We start from the raw sequence: 24,471 nt of genomic DNA on the forward strand, positions 1-24,471 counted from the left end.
ATCCCTCATTTCATTTTAGTATGAAAGAGGTGGGACATTTAAAATAAGAAGGGTCCCGTCCTTCTCATTTCAAATTCTCTTTCTGTTTATATATTATCATGTTGCGTAACGTTACGCAATGTAAAATTACAAAAAAAGCCCAAAGGCTTTTTAATAACTGGGAACTAGAAGGTTATTTTCAATCTTCCATTCTGAAACCTCGCCTTTGGTTACTTCTGCTTTGAAAGTGTTAGATTCCTGGTCATACATCACTACTGCGGCATTCATGGCTTCATTAAGATTTACGCTTACCAGGGAATCCTTCTCTATTTTATAGATGGACGTTTCCGCTGCTGTACCCACGGTAGCAACGATTTCTTTAATTCCGTCTTGGTCCACATCAGCCTCAACGGTATTGGCTTCTATATGCAACACTGTTGGGGTCGAAGTGCTGAGTGACACATAATTAGAAATTGGGGCACTAGCTCCAACAGATCCGGTCACTTTAACGTAAGATTGACCCAAAACATCAACTGTACTTGTCGAATAGTTGCTGGCCCCTTCATAGCCGATCTGTCCCATATCATAAGTTCCGTCTTTGGATTGAAGTGCAGCATAAATTTTCTCTACATCATCCTTCTTTTTATAAGTTATAACCTTGGATTCATCAACTGCTTGACTCTTCAATTGTTTAGTTTGCTCTACTGTATTAATTTTGGTCAGTGGCTCGGCAGTTAAAGACGTTGTATACTTCAACTGAAACTGCTTTGCTTCAGGTGCTACTACATTGGTAGCAGGCTGCTCCGTTGCACTGGTAGTGCTATTGGTTGTTGAAGGAGCATCTGAAGACGGGGTGCTGCATCCTGTAACCACTCCTAATAAGATTAATGCTGCTACTGTTTTTTTCATTTGAAAACCAACTTTCTTTAGTATTTGCTTGGATCTTTGACACAGATTTCAAGCAGTATAGTTTCACCTTTATAGACGATAACATTCGCATATTTGTTGTGAAAATATCCAATTTTTTTAAAAAACATCTCGAAAATATACATAGTTGAGAACAGAGGTTTAAAATTGAAAGGAAGTGTAGTGTATATGGATTTACAGTATATCGGTGTGAATAGTAGATCCGGTCGGAAAGAATGGATTGAACGCGAGCTTGCGCGTCCTTACCGGCCAGATGGTATGGTCATGAAGAAATGGAAAATGGAACAGTACGTACCATTCATGGAAACCATTCAGGATTGTATCGGACGATGCCCTACAAAAGAAGAGCATGATACGATTGCATGGTTATCCAGCCTTGATCCGAGTACAATTGATAGTATTCTGAGCATAATCAAAGCTGCAAAAGGTGGCTGTATGTAAATTGCTTCGATGAACCAATCAAGCAGATAGTTCCCAGAGCTAAGGGAAATGAGTTAGGGGCGTTATTTTTCTTGCTTCATTTCATGCAACTTAATAAAGACGGCATACTCTTGAAGAGTGGAAAACCCGCAACTATATCTGATATCGCTGATAGATTGGGCAAAAAAGAAAGGCGAACCAAGGAAATTATAGGTAAGCTAGTTGACCTTGGTTTGATAAATAAAGGCGGAAATAACACAAGAAATACTACCTATAGCATAAGCGAGGACTATTTCATTATGGGCGGATTTGAAGGGGGAAGGGATGGTAAAGGTATGTTCTCAAGGTTATATCAATTACAATCCAGGGGACAGTTAAAGAATATCACCTTAGAGGATGCGGATATCTTACTAAGAATACTCCCGTATTTTCATTTTCAAAAGTATTATTTGTGCAGTAATCCGTATGAAATGGATGCGGACGAAATCCATCATCTAAATGAAACTGCACTTGCCGAATTAATTGGAGTGCATCGAAACACGCTAATCAATCGTATGAAGTGCCTTGTGAGGGCGGGGTATATCTTCAAGGGTGTAGGTATTGGAAACGCTTATTTCTTTCAAGTAAATCCAGATATTATGACAAGAGAAGTAGACCCAGATTCACCTGATGCCCGAGTATTAAGACAGCACTTTGCAGAATTAGCAAAGATAGACGAGAAGGAACAAATGTTAAAGGAATTGAACTTGAATTAAGCCCTATCCATATTGCACAAAATACTGCACTAATGTTACACAAAATACTGCACTAATTGAAAGTGCTACAAACCCTTGTGGCTGTAAGGCGGAAACCAGTTTTTAAGCAATTTGGATTATATATTATATATGTTGTTGTATAGGATTTCTCCTGTATTCGATTGGCAGAGACAATAGGGTATGAATCAAATCAAATGTTTTCGTCAGGAAGCGAAGCAAGTAATCGTCAACCTTTAAGAGTATATTCACTGACTTAGATTGACGATTCAAATTATAGGCATTAGCAAAGAATATATAGCTGATAGAACCTAATATATGATTGAAGTACCCTGCCATCTGAAATGAATGGTTAGGGTACTTGCCGCCTGAACTGGAATGACATATATGCGGCATGTATAGAATCAAATTTACATTAGCAGAGCAGTAGACAATATGACGTATTAATATCAAAACTATACTCTGCTTGCCAATGGATAAAATATATCTTATGCAAGTCGCCGTCTAAATCTAAGCGCTTACCTAATCACTCCTATTGGTGGTGGGCGCTAAGATTCAAATAGAAGAATGTTATGAGCTTATCAAAATATTGCCAACCAGAATAATGCCAACCAATATGTTGCTTAGCAGAATATTGCTTAGCAGAATGTTGCCGCTGGAACCAATGGATTCATAACAATGATTTTACTTTACTCAACTAAAGTGTTCGTAGTAAACCAGAGTTTTTTTGTGTGACCCTGCGTAGCCCTAACTTCCTCGTTCTCATTCCGTTCCGGCGAATATCCCCCTCCCCCACTTCAGATAAGGTATACTATCAGTAATTAAAGTTCGTATAGGATTTTCCTTCGACCTCAGCACCGTAAACTTGAAATTGTGTACTGTATAAGTGAATTTGTATATTATATCGGTTTTAGCTAATTCCTTTACCCAACAGCAGGAATACGGCATTTACTGTCGAACTATTGAAAGAAATATGTTTTTCCAATTTTTGCTGTGAAAAAAAATAATTGCTAATGGTGAGATAATGACAAAGAATGAAAAGTATATCGCTAGGGTTATGTTTAAGCTAAAATTATATGAATCAGATGGTCAAAAGTTTGAGGACTTGTTTGTAAAGGTTATGTGCAAGGCAAATCCAAACTTCAAGCCTGTGAAAGCATATGGTCAGATAGGAGACATGAAGAACGATGGGTTTGACAGAACTACAGGAACTTACTATCAAGTGTTCGCTCCAGAGGATGTAAAAAAGGGTAGCACTATCTACGATGCAGTAGCAAAGGTTAAAGAAGACTTTCAGGGTTTAAAAATAAAATGGAATGATATTTGTCCCATTAAAGAATTTTTCTATGTGGTTAATGATAAATATAAGGGTATACCAGCACCTATAACACAGGAACTCATCAAACTAAACAATACGAACGCAGAAACAAAATGTGATACATTTGCTTCCAAGAATTTAGAAGATAGTTTTATTTTACTTAATGACGACGATATTATTGATGTTATAAGCTTTATACCTGACGAAAATATCGGCGCTCTTGACTATTCTGTACTTAATGAAGCAATTATCTATATCAGAGATTATACAGGTTCAAATGGACCGGAGGATAAGTTAGTCGTTCCCGATTTCGAAGAGAAAATTGAGTTCAATCAATTAAGTGATAGGGTTAATCACTTTTTGACTTTTGCAAGTTACCAGATTGGTGATTTGGAAGAGTTTTTTAAGGTCAATAGTGATTTTGTAAAAGCTGAGCTTCAGGCAAGTTTTAAAGAGATTTATGAAGAATCAAAATCTATAATACCTGATACTATTCCGAACTTTAGTGATGAAAGATTTTTTTATATTTTAAAACAGGCTAGTGCACGTAAAGAAAAGGCATACAGAGATGCTGTACTGGTACTTATGGCATACTATTTTGAATCCTGCGACATCTTTGAAGAGCCAGTAAAGGTAGGCGCGGTATGATACTTCCACAGAAGCATGTTTCCATCTCTGAATCAATGTTCGGATGACAATAAGCCTGGTGGAATTAGAATTACTAATAATGAAGGTGAAAATACCTTAAGATACAATATTACTGCCAAGATTCAAGATGATTCCTCTGACGGTGTAAACGAAGTGAAAATCTTTTGTTTCGATATGACATTATTACTGCTTCAGTTAAATCATAATGTAAAATTTATTTTTCACGACAGTAGATTATTTAGTAATATGGACTCACGGCAGAGGTATACTCTTTTTAAATTGGCATATAGAAAGTCACAAGAACATGATTTGCAATACATTGCACTGTGAATGAGGATACAATAGAATCGTTTAGGGATTTAATGAGTGAAGAAGAATATAAGGAAATTGTTACAGACAATATAATTTTGACCCTGACTGATGAATCAGAAAGTAGTAAACTTTTAGGAGTAAAAGTTGATATGGAATACGGGAAATAAGGTTTAAATTGAATAAATTAAGCATATCCGAGCTTAACGTGTATTTTAATGAAAGGTTTTTTATTTTGGAAGTTGATTTCTTGTTTCTACGATAATAAACTGAGCTTACCCAACGGTCACGAACCGAAATCAACGTTTTAACTCAGACCGCTGTAGCGGTTCAACGATAAATTGCCATGAAGTCAATCAGCGTAAGGGATGGCGGGTTTTTACAGCTAGGGGCGGTCTTGAAAACCGTTAGGGTGCAAGCCCACATGGGTTCGAATCCCATCCTCTCCGCCATTCCTTTACATCTAAATAAGTGCAGATAGAAGCCGTTCTCTCAGGAGGGCGGTTTTTTTGTTTGAAATATAAGAATTTATATGTCTCACGCTATAAATTATCCTTCTATTTCTCGCCGAAACGGTACCGTCCTTGTAAAGGACGGCAATGCCGTTTCCACTTGCTAAGGCCTCTTTTTCACAGAAGCTGTTTAAGCGGGAATAAAAAGCCGGCTTTCTCCGCAATGTATTAGAGAAGGAGGCTGATAATAAAGATGGACCGACAATTGCAAGTAGATCAGCAGAGTCTGGTGTCTGCCTGGCAGGAGCGGCTGCCGGAACTGATGGACAATGGGGACAGCTTCAGTGTGCAGGGGGATGCGGCGAACCAGAACAGTCTGCTCATCCATTTCAATGCAGCGGGACGGCAGGGGTATTCTCTGGATTTCCGCTGCACCTATGTGGATAGCCGCGAGGTTGCTGTAGATTTGCTTGACGCCGAACAGGCCGGGGTACACGCGGATGAGCAGTTAGATGCTGTCCAGCTGTTGGCGCAGCAGTATACGAGACAGATTCATGAGTGCGCACAGGCCCTTCAGGGCTTAACTAATCCATAGGAGGTAATCGAAGTGAGCAAACCCAAGAGCATGCCTGTACCCGGCGTACAGCAGGATAATCAGGAGCCCCGCAAGGAGCATCATTCATCGGGTCCTGAGCCGTTGTCCGGGTCTAAAAAGGTGAAACAGGCCAACCATGTGGACCACAATAATCCTCAGGGCTGATAGGCTAATGGAACGAAATTACTGAGAAATGTTTCTCATAATTGCCAAATGGTTTATCATTAGGGAGGGGAAAAAGTTTTTTACATGGGAGAGGAGAAAAATAATGAACAAAAAGTGGGGGTTATCCGCTGCCGCGTTACTGTTAACTGCTGCAGTAATTCTGCCGGGATGTGCAAAGAAAGAGGAGCCGAAGGAGGCTCTGACTTCAGCTGCAGCCAAAGCTACAGCTATGACATCTTACGAAATGAAGACCAAATTAGTTATTAATGATCTGTCGATAGACACAGGCACCAATGAAGCGGATGCTTCAACGGGACAGATGCTCAGCATGCTTAAGAACGCCGAGCTTACCATCGATGGAGTCTACCAGGCAGAGCCAATGCAGACAGAAATGACAACCGTTCTGAATCTGAAGGGGGACATGGCCATGTCCTTCACGGTTCCAATGGTAATGACCGGACAGAAGCTGTATGTCAAAGTACCTTCAATTCCGTTCCTGCCGATTCCTGAGACGATCGTGAACAAATTCGTAGAGCTGGATCTGAAGCAGCTGGCGGAAGAGCAGGGTGCTGAATTCAATCCTGCACAGATGGATGCACAGAAGGTGCAGAAGCTGTCGAATGAAGTGATGAATACCTTGCTGGGTGAATATGATGAAGCCAAGTACTTCAATAATATCAAACCGAAGGATGCCGGCCTGCCTGAAGGCGTAGAAGCCAAGCAGGTAGTTCAGTTCCAGGTTACCAACGATAATGTCAAAGAGGCACTCACCATTCTGGTGAACAACGCTATGCCTAAGATTATTGATATTCTGGGCAAAGAAGAATACAAGGATCTGCTGCAGATTGAGCCTGCCAAGCTGGCCGAAGCCAAGGAACAGCTTCAATCCAGTGAAGCCCGTGCAGAGTTCGACAAGAGCCTGGCTGATCTGAATAAGTATCTCACTATTAACCAGTTCCATCTGAATACCGCAGTCAACAAAGATGATTATCCGGTATACCAGGATATGCTCATGAACATCAAGGTTAATGATCCTGACAAGGGTGAGAATGTTACCTTATCTATGAATGCAAGCAACCAATACAGCAAGATCAATGAGAAGCAGACCTTCAAGATCGGCATTCCGCAAGGCGATGATGTCATCACTCTGGAAGAGCTGCAGCAGCAGTTCGGAAGCACAGGTACGGGTACTTATTAATACCATAGTTCCGCAAGCCAAAAACCCGTATGAGCAAATTGCGCTCATACGGGTTTTTGTGTGGACATATGAAGGTTAAGGGGATTCCTGTCCCTCTGGCAGGAACTCCTCAGCCAGAATGGCGTAGGTACGGTGATCCTGCCATTCGCCGTTGATCCGGATGAAACGGCGCGCGAGTCCTTCGGCCTGGAAGCCGTTCTTTTCCAGCACTCTGCGTGAACCGGTATTATGAGGCAGGATGGCAGCCTGTACCCGGTGAAGGCCCAGAGAGCGGAAGGCATACCCGAGGATCAGGTGTACGGCGGCACTGGTATAGCCTTGCCCCTGCTGCTCATGATCGATCATATAGCCGATATCGCAGAATTGTCCGACTCCCCGCACTACATTGGAGATCGTAATCTGGCCGATCAGCTCGCCGCTGAGCAGATAAATCCCGAACATATACGCGCTGTCCTGCTGCGCATCCAGGATACGCTGGTTAATCAGCTGCCGCTGGCTCTCCAAGGTGAAGTAGTCTTCACTGCGCAGGGGTTCGAATTGCTGGTGGGCGATGCGGTTACGCAGACGGAGGCATAGCAGCTCCTCAGCATCCGTAAGCTCCAGCAGCGAGAGATAGATCCCCTGTGCGTTGTTATACAGCTTGTAGGACATCTGGCATTCTCCTTATGAGCATAATAAGTGTTGATGGGCGTTCAGAGCTTCGCAGGCCGCTTCCGCAGCTTGCGGAAGAAGGAGGTTAGCAGCTCCGCGCATTCCTCCTGCAGCACGCCCTGGATGACCTCTGTACGGTGATTAAAGCGAGATTCCTCCAGCAGGTTCATCAAGGTCCCTGCACAGCCGGCCTTGGGGTCTGGAGTGCCATACACGGTGAGCGGCACCCTGGACTGCACCATCGCTCCTGCACACATAGGACAAGGCTCCAAGGTAACATAGAGCTGGCAATCGAGCAAACGCCAGGAGCCCAGGGCTGTACTGGCTTCCCGGATTGCTACCATCTCCGCATGGGCAGTGGAGTCGAGCGTCGTCTCACGCAGATTATATCCGCGGCCTATAATTTGGCCTTCGTGGACGACCACGGCACCAATCGGCACTTCGCCCAAGGCTTCAGCCTTGCGGGCTTCTCCTATCGCTTCTGTCATCCAATGTTCATGAATGGCCCGCTCCTCCGCCGGCAGTTCTTCAAGCCTGGTATTCAAATGCATCTTCCCTTCTTCTATGCCCATTGTACAACGAACAAATATTCGTTCTTAACAAATTGTGGACAACTCTGTGGATAACGACCGACTTATACACAAAATTGTGCACATCGCAATTTGGCGAAATGTTTATATGTGCATAACCTGTGGATGGTTTCTTACCTATTGTAGAGAAACTGCCCCGATAATTCAATATCTGCCAGCACCCGGCTGTGGGGAAAGGCCTTTTCAAATGGGAGGGCAAAAGGTATGATTATGTTGAATGCCCGCTAGGATTTACCAGCGGATAAGAGGTGAACAATACGCTTGTCCATAAAAACGAAATTATCAGCGATTATATTTGGCTCGGTGCTCCTAATCTTGATGCTTAATCTTACACTCAATCTGTATGCTGCCCGGAATAATCTGCGTAATGAGAGTGTAAGCAACATGAAGATCACTGCGAAGCAGGTTGCCGTATCGGTGGAGCAGAGCGGCTACAGCTCGAATTACGTGCAGGATAAAATTGCCCAGAACCTGCGCTTGACCGCCATTCTGGCGTCCTATGAGCTGGACCCGGATATCAGGAATATTACCAATCAACAATTGAAGGCGCTATCCACCAAGCTGGGGGTGTCGAATATCTCGCTGCTGGTGAAGACTGCGGATGATATTATCGTAGCCAAATCTTCAGATCCTGCAGAGATTGGACTTTCGACCAGAGGCATGGGTTTTTGGTATGTGGCTTTTCTGGAGCTGTTTGCAGGCCAGCGGGTATCTGTCGATCAGGGGCAGTCCCTGGAGAATTTCTGGTCCGGGCCGTTTGAATATTCAACCTCCAATCCGGAGTATATTGATAAATGGGGCTATTATTATGACGGGGCCCGCAATTATATCATAGATCCGTTCGTCCGGAGCACAGCGGTAAGCGATTATGTCAAAATTATGAGTCCCGATGAGATCATCCAGGAATCCAAAGCTGTAAATCCCGGAATTCTGGAGATTACGGGAATCAATCCGAAGACCTTCGGGGCCTCAAGCATGCTGCCTGACGGTGCAGATCCCAAGAACACGAAGCTGCGGAACCGCCCTATTCAGTACGGTACTTATTCCTACGGCAATATTGCAGAGGACAAGGCGGCAATCCGTGAAGCATTGAACAAGGGCGAGCCGGTAACGCTGGATACGAAGGCATTGGGTAAAAGAGTGCTCAAAAGCTTCATTCCGATTGAGCGGCCGGGAGCCGCAGATTATGTGATCAGTGTAGTCATGGACTATCAGGCGATCTCCTCAGTCATCCGCGAGCAGCTGTTCAATAATATCACCACCTCGGTGCTGCTGCTTATTATCTTTCTTCTGGCCAGTTATGTGCTGGCCGGTGTAGTTACACGTCCGATTCAGGATATACTGGCTAAGGTCAATGATGTGGCCAAGGGCAAGTTCGAGCCCCCGCTTAATGTATCCAGCCGCGATGAGCTTGGGCAGCTGGCCCAGCGCATCAATGCGATGACCTCACATCTGCTGCAGCACACGAACAGGCTGGGGCAGACACTGGAGGAGAACCGTGCGGTTAAGGAGCATCTGGAGTCGGTCATTAACGGCACTTCGGATGCCATCCACACGGTGGATATGGAGGGGCGGATCATCAGTACGAACAGAGCGTTCGAGGATCTCTATGGATGGGGCGCTGCGGATGCTCTGGTCAAGCCGCCTTATCTGGTTCCGGCCACTGTGCAGGAGCAGGAGAGTATACGATTGCAGCAGCTTAAGGATGGGGCATCTCTGCCGCCTGTGGAGACCGTCAGGCTGAAGCGTGACGGCTCCCTGGTAGAGGTCAGCGTCAGCAGCTCGGTTATCCGGGATGAAGAGGGCCAGCCGCAGTCGGTTGTCCATGTATCCCGTGACATGACCGAGCGGAACCGGATCGAGGAGCTGCTCAGACGCTCGGAGAAGCTGACTACAGTCGGCCAGCTAGCCGCAGGCGTTGCCCATGAGATCCGTAATCCCTTGACCACCCTGCGGGGCTTCCTGCAGCTTCAGCAGGAGAAGAAGGTTCTCGTTCCGCTGCATATTGATCTGATGCTCTCGGAGCTGGACCGGATCAATATGATTGTCAGTGAGTTCCTGATTCTGGCGAAGCCGCAGGCTGTTCATTTCCAGCAAAGGGATCTGCGGCATATTGTCGGCGATGTCATCTCCCTGCTGGACAGTCAGGCCCACCTGTTCGGCATTGAATTCACAACGCATTTCTCGGGAGTACCTGCCATGGTGCATTGTGAGGAGAATCAGCTGAAGCAGGTATTTATCAATGTAATCAAAAATGCGATCGAAGCGATGCCGGACGGGGGAACGATTACCGTGGAGCAGCAGGAGCAGGATGATTCTGTGGTTGTTGTGATCACGGATGAGGGCGGAGGCGTCCCTGAGGATATGCTGCCCAAGCTGGGAGAGCCGTTCTTTACGAACAAAGAGTCCGGAACCGGTCTCGGCTTGATGGTCAGCCAGCGGATTATTCAAGCCCATAAGGGCAGCCTGGAGATAAGAAGCGAGTATGGCCGGGGGGCACAGGTAATTATCAAGCTGCCTGAAGCGAAGGAGCCAGTGCCACCGGCCGTTATGAATATAGAACGGAGTGAAGACGAACATGAGAATCAATAAATTCATCAGTGAGACAGGCTATTGTTCACGCCGTGAAGCAGACAAGCTGGTCGAGGGAGGGCGGGTCACCATCAACGGTGAGCCTGCTATGCTGGGCAGCCAAGCCGAGGCCGGGGACATTGTACTGATTGACGGCCAGCCCCTTCAGACGGGCAGCAGGATCGTGTATATCGCGCTTCATAAGCCGGTTGGCATTACCTCTACTACAGAAGCGCATATTCAAGGCAATATTGTCGATTTCATAGGGCATGAGGAGCGGATATTCCCGATCGGGCGGCTCGACAAGGATTCAGAGGGATTGATTCTGCTGACCAATGACGGTGACATTGTTAACAAAATATTACGCGCAGAAGGCAAGCATGAGAAGGAATATGTGGTCACAGTAGATCGACCCGTCACGCCTTCTTTTCTGACCGGTATGTCCACCGGCGTGAAAATCCTGGGCAGCAAGACACTTCCCTGTGAAATTACGCGTATTAGTGAGCGTGTATTCCGTATCGTGCTGACTGAGGGCAAGAACCGGCAAATTCGCCGCATGTGCAGCGCCTTCGGTTATGAAGTCCGGCGGCTGCAGCGCATCCGGGTCATGAATATCCGACTTGGCGCACTGAAGACCGGAGAATGGCGGGAGCTGTCCCAGGAAGAGAAGCAAGAGCTGGGGGCTATGCTGAACTATCAGCTGCAATAAGCTTATAATGCCCATACCTATAATAAGAGCTGCTCCGATAGACCCTGGTAGGGCCGTTCGAAGCAGCTCTTATTTGTTTCATTACTATTCAGGGAGCTGTTACATTAGAGACAGCCGTTGTCTCCGCAGCAGCGTCCTTATATTTACGCAGGATGGATACTTCTACCCGGCGGTTCTTGGCCCGCCCGGCAGCCGTAGCATTGGTAGCGATAGGGTGGTATTCGCCGGAGCCGGTCGGGCTGAACTTCGTCGGGTCCAGGTTGGGATTGAGCAGCAGAATCTTCATGAACTCAAGAGCGCGATCTACGCTAAGATCCCAGTTCGAGGAGTATGTGCTGTTGGAGATCGGAACATTATCGGTATGCCCCTGCACCAATACTTCATAATCGGGAAATTGCTGCAGCATGTTAGAGATCGACTTGGCCAGCTGGCGGGATTCGTCCTTCACTATAGCCTGTCCCGAAGCGAACAGGGCATTGTCACTAATCGTGATCATCAGCTGGGACTGATTCAGCTTCGTGCTAAGCAAGTCAGTCATCCCGTTGTTCTTGATGTACTGGTCGAACTGCTTCTTCAGCTTCTCCAGATCCTCCTGCTCCTTGGCACGGAGCTTGGACAGATCGGAGGTGCCGGTGTTCTTGGCAATCACACTGTTCATCTTATCCTGCTTGCCCTGGTCCAGCTGGGAGCTGGTTGGGGAATCCGACCGGTACTCCAGGACGCCGCCGCCGCCGCTGAGCGCTGAATTGAAGGCTTCAGCCATTTGCTGGAACTTCACGGCGTCCGTTGCGCTCATGGCGTACATAACCAGGAACAGAGCAACAAGCAGGGTCATCAGATCAGAATAGGGAAGCAGCCAGGATTCATCGGCATGCTCTTCATGTTCCTCATGCCTAGTCTTTTTGCTCACTGGAAGCCCCCTCCTTCTCGCTAAGCTTGGCACGCTCGGACGGAGTCAGGAAGACGGACAGCTTCTGGTTAATGGCAATGGTAGACACCCCGGACTGAATGGAGAGCAGACCCTCGACCATCATCAGGCGGACTTCAATCTCGCGTTTGGATATCCGCTTCAGCTTGTTCGCCATAGGATGCCACATGACATAACCGGTGAATATCCCGAGCAGGGTTGCAATGAAGGCACCGGCAATCGCGTGGGCCAGGACGTCCATGTTACTCATATCCCCCAAGGCGGCGATCAGCCCGATAACAGCCCCGAGTACCCCTAGTGTAGGGGCATACATCCCGGCCTGGGAGAAGATCAAGGCTCCGGCTTTATGTCTGTCTTCAGTGGCATGAATATCTTCCATTAATACATCACGGACGAACTCCTGATCATTGCCGTCAATAATCATCCGCATGCCGTTACGGAGGAAGTTATCTTCAATTTCATCGACATTGGACTCCAGAGCGAGCAGCCCTTCGCGGCGGGTAATGGATGCCCATTCCATGAACATGGTAATCAGTTCGGGCTTACCGACCATCTTTTTCTTCGTAAACAGGATCTTCAACAGCTTAGGGAAATTCTTGACTTCCGACATCGGAAAGGCCATGAAGATAGAGGCAGCCGTGCCAAGAAAAATAATGACATAGGCAGCGGGGTTGTTCAAGCTTGCAAGCGGAGCATGCTTGAGTATCATCCCCCAGATTACTGCGATCAGACCAAACACCAGGCCTAGAATTGTTGAGATTTCCATTTATGCACCTCGTCCATGAGAATTAAGAAGTGATCGACTAACCGCTAATTCGTCCTTGAACCGCGGGAGAACACTCTGTTCGTAACCAAATCACGTATATTCTTCTTTATCGACATCATTCCCTTTTTTGTGAAGTGATTTTTTCGGCTATAATAGATAAGGTAGGTTATTATTCATCAGCGAAGAAAACGGAGTGATTGATGTGGGAGTTAAGCATGGCAGGGATTACGGTGAAATTCTGGTTGAACTGACAGGAGCCGTTGGACGGATTGCAGACGGGTACATTTTTTTTGAAATGGAGCCTGAAGAGTGGACGAATCTGCCGGAGGAATCGAGGCAGGAGGTGTGGGAGGCGCTTGCGGAAGACCTGTTCTACGCGCTGGGCAACGAGCCGGTCATTCAGGTGGGCAGCGGAGTTGTGATGTACGATAAAGAAACACACCGCATTAATATTCTGCTGGGTGATGAGGATCTGGCTTCGGTCGTTCTTGTATAAAGCAGGGGGAAAATGCGGCAGCGGGTTTGTCCCGGGCATCCGGCCATGTTAAAATTGGAAGTGGAGTACTAATTTCCGGGATGTCAGAATACATTTAATCAAAAATCTTTGGCCTGGCACATCCCTTGGACTTTCAGAAGCTGAGGGATGTTTTATTTGAAGAAGAAGAGCAGGCTGAAGGAACCGTTAACTTAGCAAGGGAGGAAACGAATTGCAATTAACTGAGGAACAACTGCAGGAGCAGATCGGCAAGCTTGAGGGCTGGAAGCTGGAGAGGGATAGGCTGGTGCGCAAATATATGTTCAGTGAATATATGAAGGGAATTGCCTTTGTGGATGAGGTAGCGGCAATTTCGGAGGCCTTTGACCATCACCCGCATATCACCATTGATTACAAGACGGTTGTTCTGCGGCTGGCTGCAGATGTGGAGAAGCTTGATCTCCGCCAGGCGCATGAATTTAATGAGGCATTCGAGAAGACCCGCTAGAGGACAAGGCCCCTATGGAGACAACAGGAATATCTGATCAATAGAAAATGCCCGTGCAAGGATCATTCGTTATCCTCGTCACGGGCATTATACATTTAGAATAAGGAGCATGGTGTGAGTACAGGTTGCGGATTATTTCTTCTCGGCCAGCCATAGGGCTACATTCGCAATCTCTTCAGGGGCCAGCCTGTCTTTGAAGGGGGGCATCTGTCCGCGGCCCTTGGTGACTATGCTGTAGATCTGAGCTGCGTCATGCGAAGCGCCTTCCTGCTGCAGGCTGGGCCCCGCCCCGCCCTGAAGCTGGTCACCGTGGCAGGAGATACAATTGGCCTTCACTGTGGCTTCTGCGCCCGCAGCGTCCAGCACAACCTCCGGCATGGTCGGTTTGTTCTGTTCCGCCACCTCGGATTTCCCGGGTAAGGTAAACATTAAGATTACTGCAAAGGCACAGGCGGCAAAAAACAAACCGCTCATGATCCATTTCTGCATCTGCATCCGTCCCTCCATGTAAGCTGCTGACTCCATTATAGCGGATGGTGAAGCGTTATCATAGTATGTGTGTCAAAAAAATGAACACAAATGATCCATTTTTTTGAAAACACCTCATTCTCCGGTGCTATTCCTCATAGACCATGCAATAAAAAGGCTTATTGCCCGTCGGGGTACGGCGCTCATAGGTATCTGTTATGGTGAACCCGCATTTCTGATAGGCGCGGATGGCGCGCTGGTTCCAGGTCAGCACCTCCAGATCGATCTCGCGTTCCGGGTAACGGGTCTGTGCTGCCTGCACAATAGCCTTCATGAACAGATGCCCCATTCCATGACCGCACAGATCGGGCCGCATTCCGACTCCAAGCCGGACTATCCCCTCCATCGGAAAGAGCTGGGCGAAGCCGCACAGAACGCCTTGTCCGTTCACTACCGACACATATTGCTCGCTGCGCAGCTGCGGGTCTCCGAACTCCACGCCCAGCGCCTGCATCTGCTCCCAGGACATCCAGCCGTAAATATTATACGGAGGCTTGTAGCTCCACTCACAGATCTCAGCGGCATGCTGCGGCTCCATAGGCACCACGTAAAAGGTTAGCGGGGAGCTAATCATTAGGGGAGGCCTCCTTCCAGGGGAAATCAATTTATACTTATCATTCTTTATATTAATTATATACAAAAACAGCGAGTTTCGACGCAAATTCCTTGCGGAAATACAGAAACTTGACAAACGCCAAAATATATTTTCCGAAAGTGCAGAATCGGTGTTTTACAAATATAGAGACGGGTAAGTAATTTTATAGACAAAAAAAGCCCTTCTCCAAGATTTCGGCAAAAATCTCGGAAAAGAGCGTTAGGTTACAAAGGATTATTGTACATCATCGTTGTCTTGGGAATCCGAAGCTACAGTCTTGTAGGCATCTGTACTCATGATTCGCTTGGCGCCAACGTAGCGGTTGACGTAATAGCTGTCACTCAGCGAACTGATGGTTACACCACGTGAGGAAGAGGCATGGGCGAATTCGCCGTCACCAACATAAATACCGACATGGGATACGCCCTTACCGCTTGTATTGAAGAATACAAGATCGCCCGGTCTCATCTCGTCACGGGATACAGCAGAGCCCATCTGATATTGGGAGCCGGATTGATGGGGCAGGTTAATGCCGATCTTATCAAAAACATACATTGTAAATCCGGAGCAATCAAACCCGTTAGTTGATGTACCGCCGGACACGTATTTGGTTCCGATGGCTTTGTCGATCACTTTATCCATTTTGGAATCCGCGAAAGCGCTTCCTGCTCCGATGGTGAAGATAATGGACAAGCTTAGTACTGCGGCTGCTAGCTTCTTCTTCAAAAGTAAATACCCCTTCCAATGCCTACGAGGTTAGCTTAAGGGTTCGGTTGAAGGTCCCCTATGACCCCTCTTAGAATAGGAGGTCAATTCACCCAAAGTGGTTCCCCCGTTTCCCTAATTCATTAGGGAACTCGGCACGACTGTTGATTAGGATTAGCGGTTCATTCAATACATGACAAAACCTTTGTTAAAAGCGATTCAATAATTACAAAAATGTTACTAAAAGATCACTGCGATAATTGTAACAAAGACTAAGGCGCTTGGCAATCACTTATAACATATTAATGCATCTTTTTTGCTGTTTTTTAGAGTTATAGCCCTTTCGAAAGACTCATATCTATGCGCAGGGGTTAATTTATATGATAATTTCTTTATTTTTGCAAGAAAATGCTGTTTCAAGGCTGCGAATTCGGTGTAAAAGGTAGAATAAGGAAAAGGAAAAACCCGGAAATGATTACGGCAATAATCATCCCGGGCTCGTATAAGTTACATTTAGTTGTTAGAGGCTGAAATATTCGGGGTATGCTTCAAGGGTTCAATCGTAAGCGACAGCTTGGTAGGCTGTTGTGCTCATTACTCGTTTGGCGCCAACGTAGCGGTTGGCCCAGTAGGACTGGCTCATCGAACTGATGGTTACACCACGTGAACTTGAGGACTGTGCGAACTTCCCGTTTCCAACATAAATACCGACATGGGACACTCCGTTACCCAGAGTATTGAAGAACACGAGATCACCTGAACGCAGGTTGCTCTTGGATACACTTGTTCCAACTTTGTACTGTGCTTTGGAGGTGCGGGGCAAGGTAAGCCCGACATTCTTGAACACATACTTGGTAAATCCGGAACAGTCGAAGCCGCTGGTGGTTGTGCCTCCGGTTTTATACGACGTTCCAATGGTTTTTGAAATCACAGTATCCATTTTGGAATCTGCGAAGGCACTGCCCGCTCCGAGTGTGAATACCATCACAAGACCCAGCGCTGCCGCGGTGCATTTTTTCTTGAAATTCTGACTAATCAAAAGATGTACTCCTTCCAGGGCCTGCGAGGTTAGCTTAAGGATTCGGTAGAAGGTTCCCCTATGACCCCTCTAAAGCGAGATCAATTCACCCAAAATATGGTTCCCCCACTTCCCGGTGCAGGGAATTCGGCGTTTTGTGCACCAGAACAGTGACTTATCGGCATAGCTTAAATTGCAATAGTTACGGAAGATTTTGCTTGAAAGATTACAACTTTGTTACTACTGATACAGCCATCATTGTATCAGAGGATTTAGCCTTTTGCAAATGCTTTTGTCCTCCGTTCAAGCAAAAAAGAGTCCTGCTCCCGGATAGAGGGGCTGTGACTCTCTTTAGTATGCCGCTTCAGCAGCTTATTATTGTGGAAATGATTTACTGGACCAGAGGTGGTACTGGGCAGCGATCCCCCACATATTGAACAGCGTGGAGGGCAGCGGAGCTGCCTGGCGGAGCATAAGGGCCGGCAACCCGGGATAGAACAGAGCAGAGGCGCTGCAGAGCAGAATGACGGCCAGGCTTCCCGCCCCCAGAACGATGGATATACCAATGGAAGGCAGCAGCACCTTCAGGCAGATCAGCAGCGAGGAGAACATACCGGTACCTGCGGTGTAGCCGAACTGCATATAGAGCAGAAGCTTGCGGACAAGGAAGAGATAGAGCAGCCAGCCCAGTACATAAGGCACCAGCTTGAGCAGGAGCTGTACATCGAGAACGCCGCTGAGCAGATGACGGTACATACGCGGAAGCAGCCAATAGAGCGGCAGGAGGGTTAGCGCCCATTCAACGAGGCTGAACACCAGCACCGGCAGCCCATATTTTCTCATTCCGGGAAAAAAGAACAGTCCCCGCGCTCCGGCGCGCTCCTGGTGAAGCTCGTGCAGCAGCCCTGCACGGATAAAGGGAGTCACCAGCAGCCTTAGCACTGTCAGCGCAAGCAGCATCCACAGCCAGTGCTGGACGGCGGGGTCGGTGCGCAGCGCGGTCTGCCCCTCGATATAATACAGCAGCCTGCCTATTCCGCTGCCGCCGGCGTTCGCATCCGGGTAGCGGAGCAGGACGGGGACAACCGCGCTTTTAATGAATTTGTACAGGAAATATCCCCAGAACAGCCGGTAGATAAATAGCAGGATCAATATATAGAACTGCTCTTTCATGCTGATCCAACCGCGGGCAATTGAGCTTTTCACCATTCCTTCACCTCACCAGACAAGAGTTCCGAGCAGGGTTTCAAGCAGAGTTGATGCACTAAGCGTCCAGCGGGAGAGTGTACGCGGCTCAAGCTCCGCCATTCTGAAATTATTAAGATGCCTGCTCTCCAGCAGAATGGAATGCCCCGGATCAATCTCTGCGGAGACCAGCGGCGTTTTATACGTTAATTCAAAGGAGGTAGCCTTACCCTCGCCATTCCAGTATTGCTGCACCGTGTACCCGTCTGCGAAGGTGAATTTCACGGGAACATCGGGGTACAGGCTGCCCTTATTGCTTACATCGACCACAGCGCTATAGCGGCTCCCCCCGCTGTCGCTGTTGTCCTGTTTAACCGTAAGCCTGATATCGTCAACTGCGAAGTCGGGTGCCCCCCCGCTATAGACATACCGCTCAAAATACGTCTGCCAGGATTGCTTGGTCACTTTCTCCACAACCTTCTGGAAGTCGGCAGTGGTCGGATGCTGGAAGCGGTATTTGCGGGCATAGGCGGCGAGGATGGCGTCCATATTCTTGGTCCCGGCGATGCGTTCGATATCCTTCAGCACCAGCTTGCCCCGGATGTATACATTGCGCGTGTAGGCATCATCTCCGGTGTATTTCCAGGTCTCCAGCTTAAGCGGCTGTGAAGAGGAGACCAGGCTGGACTGCAGCGGGAGGCTGGAGACCACACCGTATTCCTGTTCCATCAGCCGGTCTTCGGCATAAGAGGTGAAGCTCTCATCCAGCCAGGCTTCTTCGAATTCATTGCTGGCCACCAGGCCGTAGAAATATTGGTGCCCGATCTCGTGGATGATCGTGCGCTCCAGGGAGGTGCCCGGTGAAGTGTCCGTGGCGCCGAAGGCGGTAATCAGGGTCGGATACTCCATGCCTCCGGCCCCGTTGCCGGACTCCGGCGGGACAACAATCGATAAGGTGGAGTAGGGATAAGGGCCATACCACTTGCTGAATGCCATCAGTGCAGCCTCAGCCGCCTGGAAGTAACGCTCCTGGAGATGCTTATGCAGCGGGTCCAGATAGAGCTTAATCTTCACTCCGGGCACCTGCGGCGCGGAGAAGGCCTTCTCGGCAACCACGAAATCAGGCGATGCCGCCCAGGCGAAGTCGTGGACGTCATCTGCATAGAACTGATAGATCTTGCGCCCCTTCACAACCTTGGCGTCTCTCACCGGAAACCCGGTTGCGGCGACCTTATACTCGGGCGGGACAGAAATCGATACATTGTAAATTCCAAAATCACTGTAGAACTCGGAGTTGCCGTGATATTGATGCAGGTTCCAGCCTTCTTCCTTGAGTCCTCTTCTGCCGGCAGGCTCATAGACGCTAATCTTCGGAAACCACTGTCCGGCCATCACGAAGTCGCCAGCGGTTCCCATCCGGGCGAAAATTTTCGGCAGCTTGACCTCGAATTTAAGCCGTACCGTAACGCTCTCACCGCCGTTCACCGGCTGCGGCAGATGGACCTTGAGCAGTGTTCTGTCATTGACATTGCCGTCGTCCGGCTGCACATATTGGGTGCGCTGCATCAGCGAAATACCCTCGGAGGTCCGCAAATCTGTCAGGGTAATGCTCCCGTAACCCCCTGCAGGCATGGTATCACCGCGAAGCGTGCCCCCGGATTCCTTCATGAAGGTGGTGCCGGCGGATGAGAATGCATTGGGATACAGATGAAAGTAGAGCTCCTGGACCGGCTTTGCGCCCGGATGGGTCCAGGTCAGCGTCTCGGAGGCGACCAGAGTCTCCGCACCCGGCAGGAGCTCCACATCCATGTGATATTCAACCACGCGCTGGCTTAAAGCCTCTGTCTCCGATGTGTAGATCGTATCTGAAAGATCGGACTGCACGGGCTGCTGCCGGGGGATAATGGCGGGGGACTTGGCCTCTTTTGGAACAGAGGCAGTCCATACGGCAGGGCTATGCCCTGACAGAAACCATATTCCGCCTCCAAGCAAGGTGAGGACAGCCAGGACTGCGAAGATGAGGGTATACCTTAATGAATGTGGCTTCATACTATGATTCCTCCCGTGACAAGCATCTACGGGATGTATATGTTTGCAATCGCCGCATTATTAGCTAAAATTAAATAATTAGTGAATGGAAAGGATGTGCACATGTGGATAACGTACAACCGGAGGGCAAAAAACAAATTGCCTTGAATATTGTGAACGCCAGAGCCAAGCATAAGGGCTTCGGTGCAGGCTCGATTGATCTGAACAATGTATCGCCTGTCATTATTGATCAGGGTATCGCCGTTATCGATATCGGTGCCATGCATGCCAAGAGCAAAGTGGAGAAGGGAATCAAGTTCTCTATGAACCGTGAGGATGTTCCGGCGGGAAGACAGGTATGGGTCGTATGGGTGGCTGTGGACCGTACCCCGGAGGGACAGTTCTACGGCGGGATTACCGCCTGTGAGATGTGGATTGACACCGAAGCGCGCCGCGGCTGGAAGATTCTTGCGGATCATGTCAATAAGCTGGATGCGGCCTTGAAGCGCAAGCTTATTCTGGATGGACTTGGAAGCACTGAGCGGGCAGCGCTGAAATCACTGCTGATGGCCCATAATGAAGAGTGGTGGGCCGCTTCGCCTGAGGAGCTGAAAGCTGCGCTATCGGAATAGAAGATCAGGTTATAGGCTTCGCCCAAAAATTAAGGCTTGGCCCCAACGGGGCCAAGCCTTATCTGATGTCTAAGCAGGGATGAATGGATAACGGTTACTGCGGATCTGTTCTGCCGGGAGTGTTCAGCTTGCGCTTGAGTTGGCTGACTCTGGCTTGGCTGATGCCGAGAACCTCGGCAAGCTCCTTCTGGTTGGCATAGGGATGATCTTCGATCGCTTTCATAAGACGCAGACTCATTTCTTCGGTCTTGCTTCTCCGGCCCCCGCGGGCTGGCTCGGGATGCTCTTCTGCTGAACTTGGGGAGACATGGATGGGTTCTGATCCGCGGTCGGGGTCACTAAGCTCCTTCAGACAGGTGTTGCAAATGAACTGATCCTTATAGTAGGTCACATGATCAAGACTTCTGCAAAAGGTGCATTCTGTGGAGGTGTACTTTCGGAGGACGATGATATCCTCATCCAGTATAAAAAATTCGATAGGATCCCCAATGTCAATATTACGTGTCATGCGGATTTCTACGGGAACCACAATTCTTCCGAGACTGTCTAAGCTTCGGATCATGCCTGTATCTTTCATCCCATGTCCCTCATTTACATCTTTATATTTTTTGTAGATATATATGATTATAACAGTAATTGTAAGCTAAGAGAACGGGGGAAGCGTATACAAATTGGGCTATTTATTGTCATTTTATGGGAGGTTTTATCATTTTATGGCGTTTTAAAATATAGAGGACAAGATCACACAAAAAACCTCTCCGCCTGGAAAGTCCAAGGGAGAGGCTGATTAGGGTTCTCTTATTAATACCCAATATACCACAGCCGAAACAGCGGTATAGGCCTTTAGACCAGCCTGTGGGGCTGCGCCTGCGGATCGCTGACCGATACATAAGGATTGCCCCGGAGATAGAAGCGCCAGGGGAGCCCGGCATACTCTTCCGCATAAGGAATATTGATGCGCGGGGCCTCGACAATATCCAGGGACTCCGGGTCATCCCCCTGCTCGATGCTCAGCGGACCTTCCGGCAGATCGAACCTGGTATTGTTAAGACTCTTGTCAATCCGCAGCGCCCGGCACAGCTTGCCCGGCCCGCCGGAGAGGTCCGAGGGCTTCCTCACGGCAACTCCCCTGTATGCCGTCATAAGCTCGGCATCCCTCTCCGTAAGCGGCTCTACTGCCCGGATCAGAACGGCATGAGGCTCGTCCTGTGCAGCAGTTACGACATTCAGGCAATGGTACATGCCGTAGATCAGGTATACATACACTGCGCCTCCGGCGCTGAACATGACCTCTGTACGGGCGGTCCGGCGGCTGCCATACGCATGGCTGCCTTTATCCTCAGCGCCTCCATAGCTCTCTGTCTCCACAATACGGCAGCGGATGTCCCCGTCTTCTGTGCGGCGGACCAGATGCTGGCCAAGAAGGCGCGGCGCTGCTTCAACTGCCGCGAGCTTATAGAGCTCAGGCTGCAGCAGCTGTGGCGCGTCCGGCTCAAGGCTGCCGGAATGATTCGGCTTCATGAATGGATGACACACCTTCCTGCGGCGGAGTTAGGCGGGCGTACGCCTCTGCCAGTCTCCCCATCGTAACGCAGACAACGGGGAGCGGCAATCCCTGGTTAGTTAGTTCATCCACCAGCGCTTGATATTGTTCCATAGGGAATGCTCTTCCTTGACCGGATCGGCAGGGACGGAAGGATCGGTGCTTCCGGAAGCACTGGGTTCACCGGAGCTATGCTGGTCACAATATCCGGTAGGCTCTGTGCCGCTGATGAAGGTCTCCAGCTTTTTCTCCGGACAGTCTGCTGTAGCCAGCATGCCGGACAGCGGATCGACATATACGCTGACTACGCCATCGGGAATGGGAAAAATCTTCGGCGGCACATTCTCCAGTGCTTTTTCCGTGAATCCGGCGAAGATAGGTGCTGCCCGTCTGCCGTCGGTGGTCGCAATATCGCGGCCCTTATCGTATCCGACCCAGACGGCGGTTGAGAGCTCAGGCGTGAAGCCGACCATCCATCCGTCGGTATCTGTAGTACCGGTCTTGCCGGCCACCGGACGCTTGATCATCGAGGCCACCCGGTTCCCGGTGCCTCCGCTCTCGAAGACCCCCTCCATCAGCCGGGTTAACACATAAGCAGCGGCCGGCTCAACCACGGGCTGACCTTCTGGCTGCGGAGCTTCATATAGAAGATGTCCGCCCGCATCGGTGATCTTCAGGACCGCCGTGACCGGCTGCTTCACTCCGCCACTGGCAATCACTGCGAAGGCTGAGGCCATCTCCAGCGGGCTGACAGGGGAGGTTCCCAGCGCCAGCGAAGGAACGCTCTGCAGCGGGCTGTTAATCCCCATGGCGGCCGCCATAGCGGCGACCTTATCTGCCCCGATCTTCATAATGGTATTGACTGCATAGATATTGTCGGACGCGGCAATGGCCTGCCGCATATTAATCTCTCCCAGATATTTATCCCCGAAATTCCGGGGCTGGTACGTCTTGCGGTTGTTATCATAATGGAACAGCGTGGGCTGGCTGTTGAAGACGGACAAGCCGGTCATTTCTTTGGTCGACAGCGCCGCCAAATACATAATCGGCTTAAAGGAAGAGCCGGGCTGGCGCGTCTTCGCCAGCGCATGGTTGAAGGAGCTGGTCCGGTAATTCGTGCCCCCGACCATAGCCTTCACATAGCCGGTGCGGGGATCAACGGAGACCAGGGCCGTCTCCAGCTCGCTGCTGTGGTCCATCCCCTGATCCACCGCCGCTTCCGCAGCCTGCTGCATATCCGGGTCAAGCGTTGTATAGACATTCAGCCCGCCCCGGTCCAGCTCGTCACTGCTGATATGCAGGCTGTCGATCACAAGACTGCGCACATAATCGCGGAAATAGGGTGCAGCCACCGTGGTATCCTTTTGACCCTGAGGACTCAGCTTCAGCTGCTCCTTAGCAGCCTCCTGTGCCTGCGACTCGGTAATATCCCCCGTATCAACCATGGCGGCCAGGATAATGCCTTGACGCTTCAAGGCGCTGTCCAGATGATTATAAGGAGAATAATAGGTGGGTCCCTTGGGCACTCCGGCCAGCAGGGCGCTCTCCGCCAAATCCAGATCTGCGGCAGCTTTACCGAAATACATCCGGGCCGCAGCCTCGATTCCGTAAGCCCCGTGTCCGTAGTAGATTTCATTTAAATACATATTCAGAATTTCATCCTTAGAATATTTCATTTCCAGCTGCAGAGTATATAGCGCTTCCTTGGCCTTGCGGGTCCAGGTCTTCTCATGGGTCAGGTACAGATTGCGGGCGAGCTGCTGGGTTAAGGTGCTGGCCCCTTGCGTGCGTCTGCCCGCCTCCAGATTGGCGAGTACCGCTCTCCCCATGCCTTTCAGGTCAAAGCCGATATGATTATAGAATTTCCGGTCCTCCACAGCCAGCGTGGCTTTGATGAGCAGCGGGGAGATCCGGTTAAGCTCAACAGGCTCGCGGCTGCGGCCGTCTGTAGTGAAGGTGGTCATCACATTGCCCCTGGCGTCAAGCAGTCTGGAGCGGACATCATCCCCGAGCGGGGGGAGCGGCTTCTGATATAGGTATCCAAGCAGAGCGCCGGCTGCCAGCAGGAACAGCAGGGCGGAGACAGCCAGCAGCCGAAAGAGCAGGCGGAAGCGGCGTTTGCGGACTTTGGGTGTGGCAGAATCGCGCGTCATGGTATCAGGCTCCTTCGAATTCAAGCAATAACACAGGCTGTCCCCATGAGGGCTGCCGCGGCTTGTATTCCTCATTATGGGAAAGGATGAGAGGAGATATTCACCATTGGCAGAGAAAGCGGA

At 49.2% G+C, this 24,471-nt stretch carries 27 protein-coding genes and 2 riboswitches; of the genes, 12 read left to right on the forward strand and 15 right to left on the reverse strand.

Annotated features, from left to right (window positions below):
* Positions 1-150 precede the first annotated feature (150 nt).
* Positions 151-888, reverse strand: a complete 738-nt coding sequence (locus tag MKX51_RS31865; RefSeq protein ID WP_340995234.1) for a hypothetical protein — start codon at positions 886-888, stop codon at positions 151-153.
* Positions 889-1,074: 186 nt separating this feature from the next.
* On the opposite strand from MKX51_RS31865, the gene MKX51_RS31870 reads away from it, so the two are divergent.
* From MKX51_RS31870 to MKX51_RS31895, 7 genes are all read left to right on the forward strand, one after another.
* Positions 1,075-1,347, forward strand: a complete 273-nt coding sequence (locus tag MKX51_RS31870; RefSeq protein ID WP_340995235.1) for a hypothetical protein — start codon at positions 1,075-1,077, stop codon at positions 1,345-1,347.
* Between the two features lie 71 nt (positions 1,348-1,418).
* Positions 1,419-2,081: a hypothetical protein gene (locus tag MKX51_RS31875; RefSeq protein WP_340995236.1), complete on the forward strand. Its 663-nt coding sequence runs from the start codon at positions 1,419-1,421 to the stop codon at positions 2,079-2,081.
* A gap of 1,021 nt (positions 2,082-3,102) precedes the next feature.
* Positions 3,103-4,044, forward strand: a complete 942-nt coding sequence (locus MKX51_RS31880; protein ID WP_340995237.1) for an ABC-three component system protein — start codon at positions 3,103-3,105, stop codon at positions 4,042-4,044.
* 15 nt (positions 4,045-4,059) lie between these two features.
* Entirely contained in the window at positions 4,060-4,374 is a 315-nt protein-coding gene (locus MKX51_RS33290) for a DUF2326 domain-containing protein (protein WP_445322044.1), read from the forward strand.
* A gap of 684 nt (positions 4,375-5,058) precedes the next feature.
* Positions 5,059-5,400 (forward strand): hypothetical protein, encoded by a 342-nt coding sequence (locus tag MKX51_RS31885; protein ID WP_036698930.1) that lies wholly within the window; start codon positions 5,059-5,061, stop codon positions 5,398-5,400.
* 12 nt (positions 5,401-5,412) lie between these two features.
* On the forward strand, positions 5,413-5,565 hold the full coding sequence (locus tag MKX51_RS31890) for a small acid-soluble spore protein P (RefSeq protein ID WP_076084811.1): 153 nt from the start codon (positions 5,413-5,415) through the stop codon (positions 5,563-5,565).
* A 103-nt stretch (positions 5,566-5,668) separates the two neighbouring features.
* Positions 5,669-6,763 carry a DUF6612 family protein gene (locus MKX51_RS31895; RefSeq protein WP_340945707.1) on the forward strand — a complete coding sequence of 365 codons (1,095 nt, stop codon included), beginning with the start codon at positions 5,669-5,671 and terminating at the stop codon, positions 6,761-6,763.
* Between the two features lie 75 nt (positions 6,764-6,838).
* Here the strand turns inward: MKX51_RS31895 and MKX51_RS31900 are convergent, their stop codons facing one another.
* The gene (locus MKX51_RS31900) at positions 6,839-7,414 is read right to left on the reverse strand and encodes a GNAT family N-acetyltransferase (RefSeq protein ID WP_340945706.1); all 576 of its coding nucleotides are present in this window, start codon (positions 7,412-7,414) and stop codon (positions 6,839-6,841) included.
* Between the two features lie 41 nt (positions 7,415-7,455).
* Positions 7,456-7,959: a tRNA adenosine(34) deaminase TadA gene (gene tadA, locus MKX51_RS31905; RefSeq protein ID WP_268748444.1), complete on the reverse strand. Its 504-nt coding sequence runs from the start codon at positions 7,957-7,959 to the stop codon at positions 7,456-7,458.
* A 363-nt stretch (positions 7,960-8,322) separates the two neighbouring features.
* Between tadA and MKX51_RS31910 the strand changes: the two genes are divergently transcribed.
* Complete coding sequence (locus tag MKX51_RS31910) at positions 8,323-10,596, forward strand: ATP-binding protein (protein WP_340995771.1); 2,274 nt, start codon at positions 8,323-8,325, stop codon at positions 10,594-10,596.
* A complete protein-coding gene (locus tag MKX51_RS31915) occupies positions 10,583-11,284 on the forward strand; it encodes a pseudouridine synthase (RefSeq protein ID WP_209879523.1) in 702 nt (233 codons plus the stop codon). The genes MKX51_RS31910 and MKX51_RS31915 overlap by 14 nt, the downstream gene beginning before the upstream one ends.
* An 88-nt stretch (positions 11,285-11,372) precedes the next feature.
* Here MKX51_RS31915 and motB read toward each other — a convergent pair whose 3' ends face one another.
* Both motB and motA read right to left on the reverse strand, forming a co-directional pair.
* Positions 11,373-12,194, reverse strand: coding sequence for a flagellar motor protein MotB (motB, locus tag MKX51_RS31920; protein ID WP_340995238.1), 822 nt, complete (start codon positions 12,192-12,194; stop codon positions 11,373-11,375).
* Positions 12,178-12,978, reverse strand: a complete 801-nt coding sequence (motA, locus tag MKX51_RS31925) for a flagellar motor stator protein MotA (RefSeq protein WP_036724422.1) — start codon at positions 12,976-12,978, stop codon at positions 12,178-12,180. The genes motB and motA overlap by 17 nt, the downstream gene beginning before the upstream one ends.
* Positions 12,979-13,180: 202 nt before the next feature.
* Between motA and MKX51_RS31930 the strand changes: the two genes are divergently transcribed.
* Positions 13,181-13,474 (forward strand): hypothetical protein, encoded by a 294-nt coding sequence (locus MKX51_RS31930; RefSeq protein WP_036698940.1) that lies wholly within the window; start codon positions 13,181-13,183, stop codon positions 13,472-13,474.
* A gap of 211 nt (positions 13,475-13,685) precedes the next feature.
* Positions 13,686-13,961 carry a 4a-hydroxytetrahydrobiopterin dehydratase gene (locus tag MKX51_RS31935; RefSeq protein WP_036698917.1) on the forward strand — a complete coding sequence of 92 codons (276 nt, stop codon included), beginning with the start codon at positions 13,686-13,688 and terminating at the stop codon, positions 13,959-13,961.
* A gap of 132 nt (positions 13,962-14,093) precedes the next feature.
* Here the strand turns inward: MKX51_RS31935 and MKX51_RS31940 are convergent, their stop codons facing one another.
* The 6 genes from MKX51_RS31940 to MKX51_RS31965 form a co-directional block, all read right to left on the reverse strand.
* Positions 14,094-14,450 carry a c-type cytochrome gene (locus MKX51_RS31940; RefSeq protein WP_076084861.1) on the reverse strand — a complete coding sequence of 119 codons (357 nt, stop codon included), beginning with the start codon at positions 14,448-14,450 and terminating at the stop codon, positions 14,094-14,096.
* A 127-nt stretch (positions 14,451-14,577) separates the two neighbouring features.
* Positions 14,578-15,063 (reverse strand): GNAT family N-acetyltransferase, encoded by a 486-nt coding sequence (locus tag MKX51_RS31945; RefSeq protein ID WP_340995240.1) that lies wholly within the window; start codon positions 15,061-15,063, stop codon positions 14,578-14,580.
* 255 nt (positions 15,064-15,318) lie between these two features.
* The gene (locus tag MKX51_RS31950) at positions 15,319-15,810 is read right to left on the reverse strand and encodes a C40 family peptidase (RefSeq protein ID WP_340945692.1); all 492 of its coding nucleotides are present in this window, start codon (positions 15,808-15,810) and stop codon (positions 15,319-15,321) included.
* Positions 15,811-15,814: 4 nt separating this feature from the next.
* Positions 15,815-15,957: riboswitch (cyclic di-AMP (ydaO/yuaA leader) on the reverse strand.
* A 388-nt stretch (positions 15,958-16,345) separates the two neighbouring features.
* Positions 16,346-16,774 (reverse strand): C40 family peptidase, encoded by a 429-nt coding sequence (locus MKX51_RS31955; RefSeq protein WP_340946785.1) that lies wholly within the window; start codon positions 16,772-16,774, stop codon positions 16,346-16,348.
* A 57-nt stretch (positions 16,775-16,831) separates the two neighbouring features.
* Positions 16,832-16,970: riboswitch (cyclic di-AMP (ydaO/yuaA leader) on the reverse strand.
* 212 nt (positions 16,971-17,182) lie between these two features.
* Positions 17,183-18,016 (reverse strand): hypothetical protein, encoded by an 834-nt coding sequence (locus MKX51_RS31960; protein WP_340945690.1) that lies wholly within the window; start codon positions 18,014-18,016, stop codon positions 17,183-17,185.
* Between the two features lie 9 nt (positions 18,017-18,025).
* Positions 18,026-20,041, reverse strand: coding sequence for a M1 family aminopeptidase (locus tag MKX51_RS31965; RefSeq protein ID WP_340995242.1), 2,016 nt, complete (start codon positions 20,039-20,041; stop codon positions 18,026-18,028).
* 104 nt (positions 20,042-20,145) lie between these two features.
* Between MKX51_RS31965 and MKX51_RS31970 the strand changes: the two genes are divergently transcribed.
* Complete coding sequence (locus MKX51_RS31970; protein WP_340945686.1) at positions 20,146-20,652, forward strand: YwhD family protein; 507 nt, start codon at positions 20,146-20,148, stop codon at positions 20,650-20,652.
* Positions 20,653-20,746: 94 nt separating this feature from the next.
* On the opposite strand, the gene MKX51_RS31975 is transcribed toward MKX51_RS31970, so the two are convergent.
* The 4 genes from MKX51_RS31975 to MKX51_RS31990 form a co-directional block, all read right to left on the reverse strand.
* Entirely contained in the window at positions 20,747-21,229 is a 483-nt protein-coding gene (locus tag MKX51_RS31975) for an AbrB/MazE/SpoVT family DNA-binding domain-containing protein (RefSeq protein ID WP_340945684.1), read from the reverse strand.
* 266 nt (positions 21,230-21,495) lie between these two features.
* Positions 21,496-22,173 (reverse strand): DNA-3-methyladenine glycosylase, encoded by a 678-nt coding sequence (locus MKX51_RS31980; RefSeq protein WP_340995244.1) that lies wholly within the window; start codon positions 22,171-22,173, stop codon positions 21,496-21,498.
* Complete coding sequence (locus MKX51_RS31985) at positions 22,145-22,309, reverse strand: hypothetical protein (protein ID WP_340995246.1); 165 nt, start codon at positions 22,307-22,309, stop codon at positions 22,145-22,147. Before MKX51_RS31985 ends, MKX51_RS31980 begins: the two co-directional genes overlap by 29 nt.
* Positions 22,276-24,348, reverse strand: a complete 2,073-nt coding sequence (locus MKX51_RS31990) for a transglycosylase domain-containing protein (protein WP_340995247.1) — start codon at positions 24,346-24,348, stop codon at positions 22,276-22,278. Before MKX51_RS31990 ends, MKX51_RS31985 begins: the two co-directional genes overlap by 34 nt.
* Positions 24,349-24,471: the final 123 nt, after the last annotated feature.

It is taken from the genome of Paenibacillus sp. FSL M7-0420, assembly GCF_038002345.1.
GTDB lineage: Bacteria > Bacillota > Bacilli > Paenibacillales > Paenibacillaceae > Paenibacillus_AQ.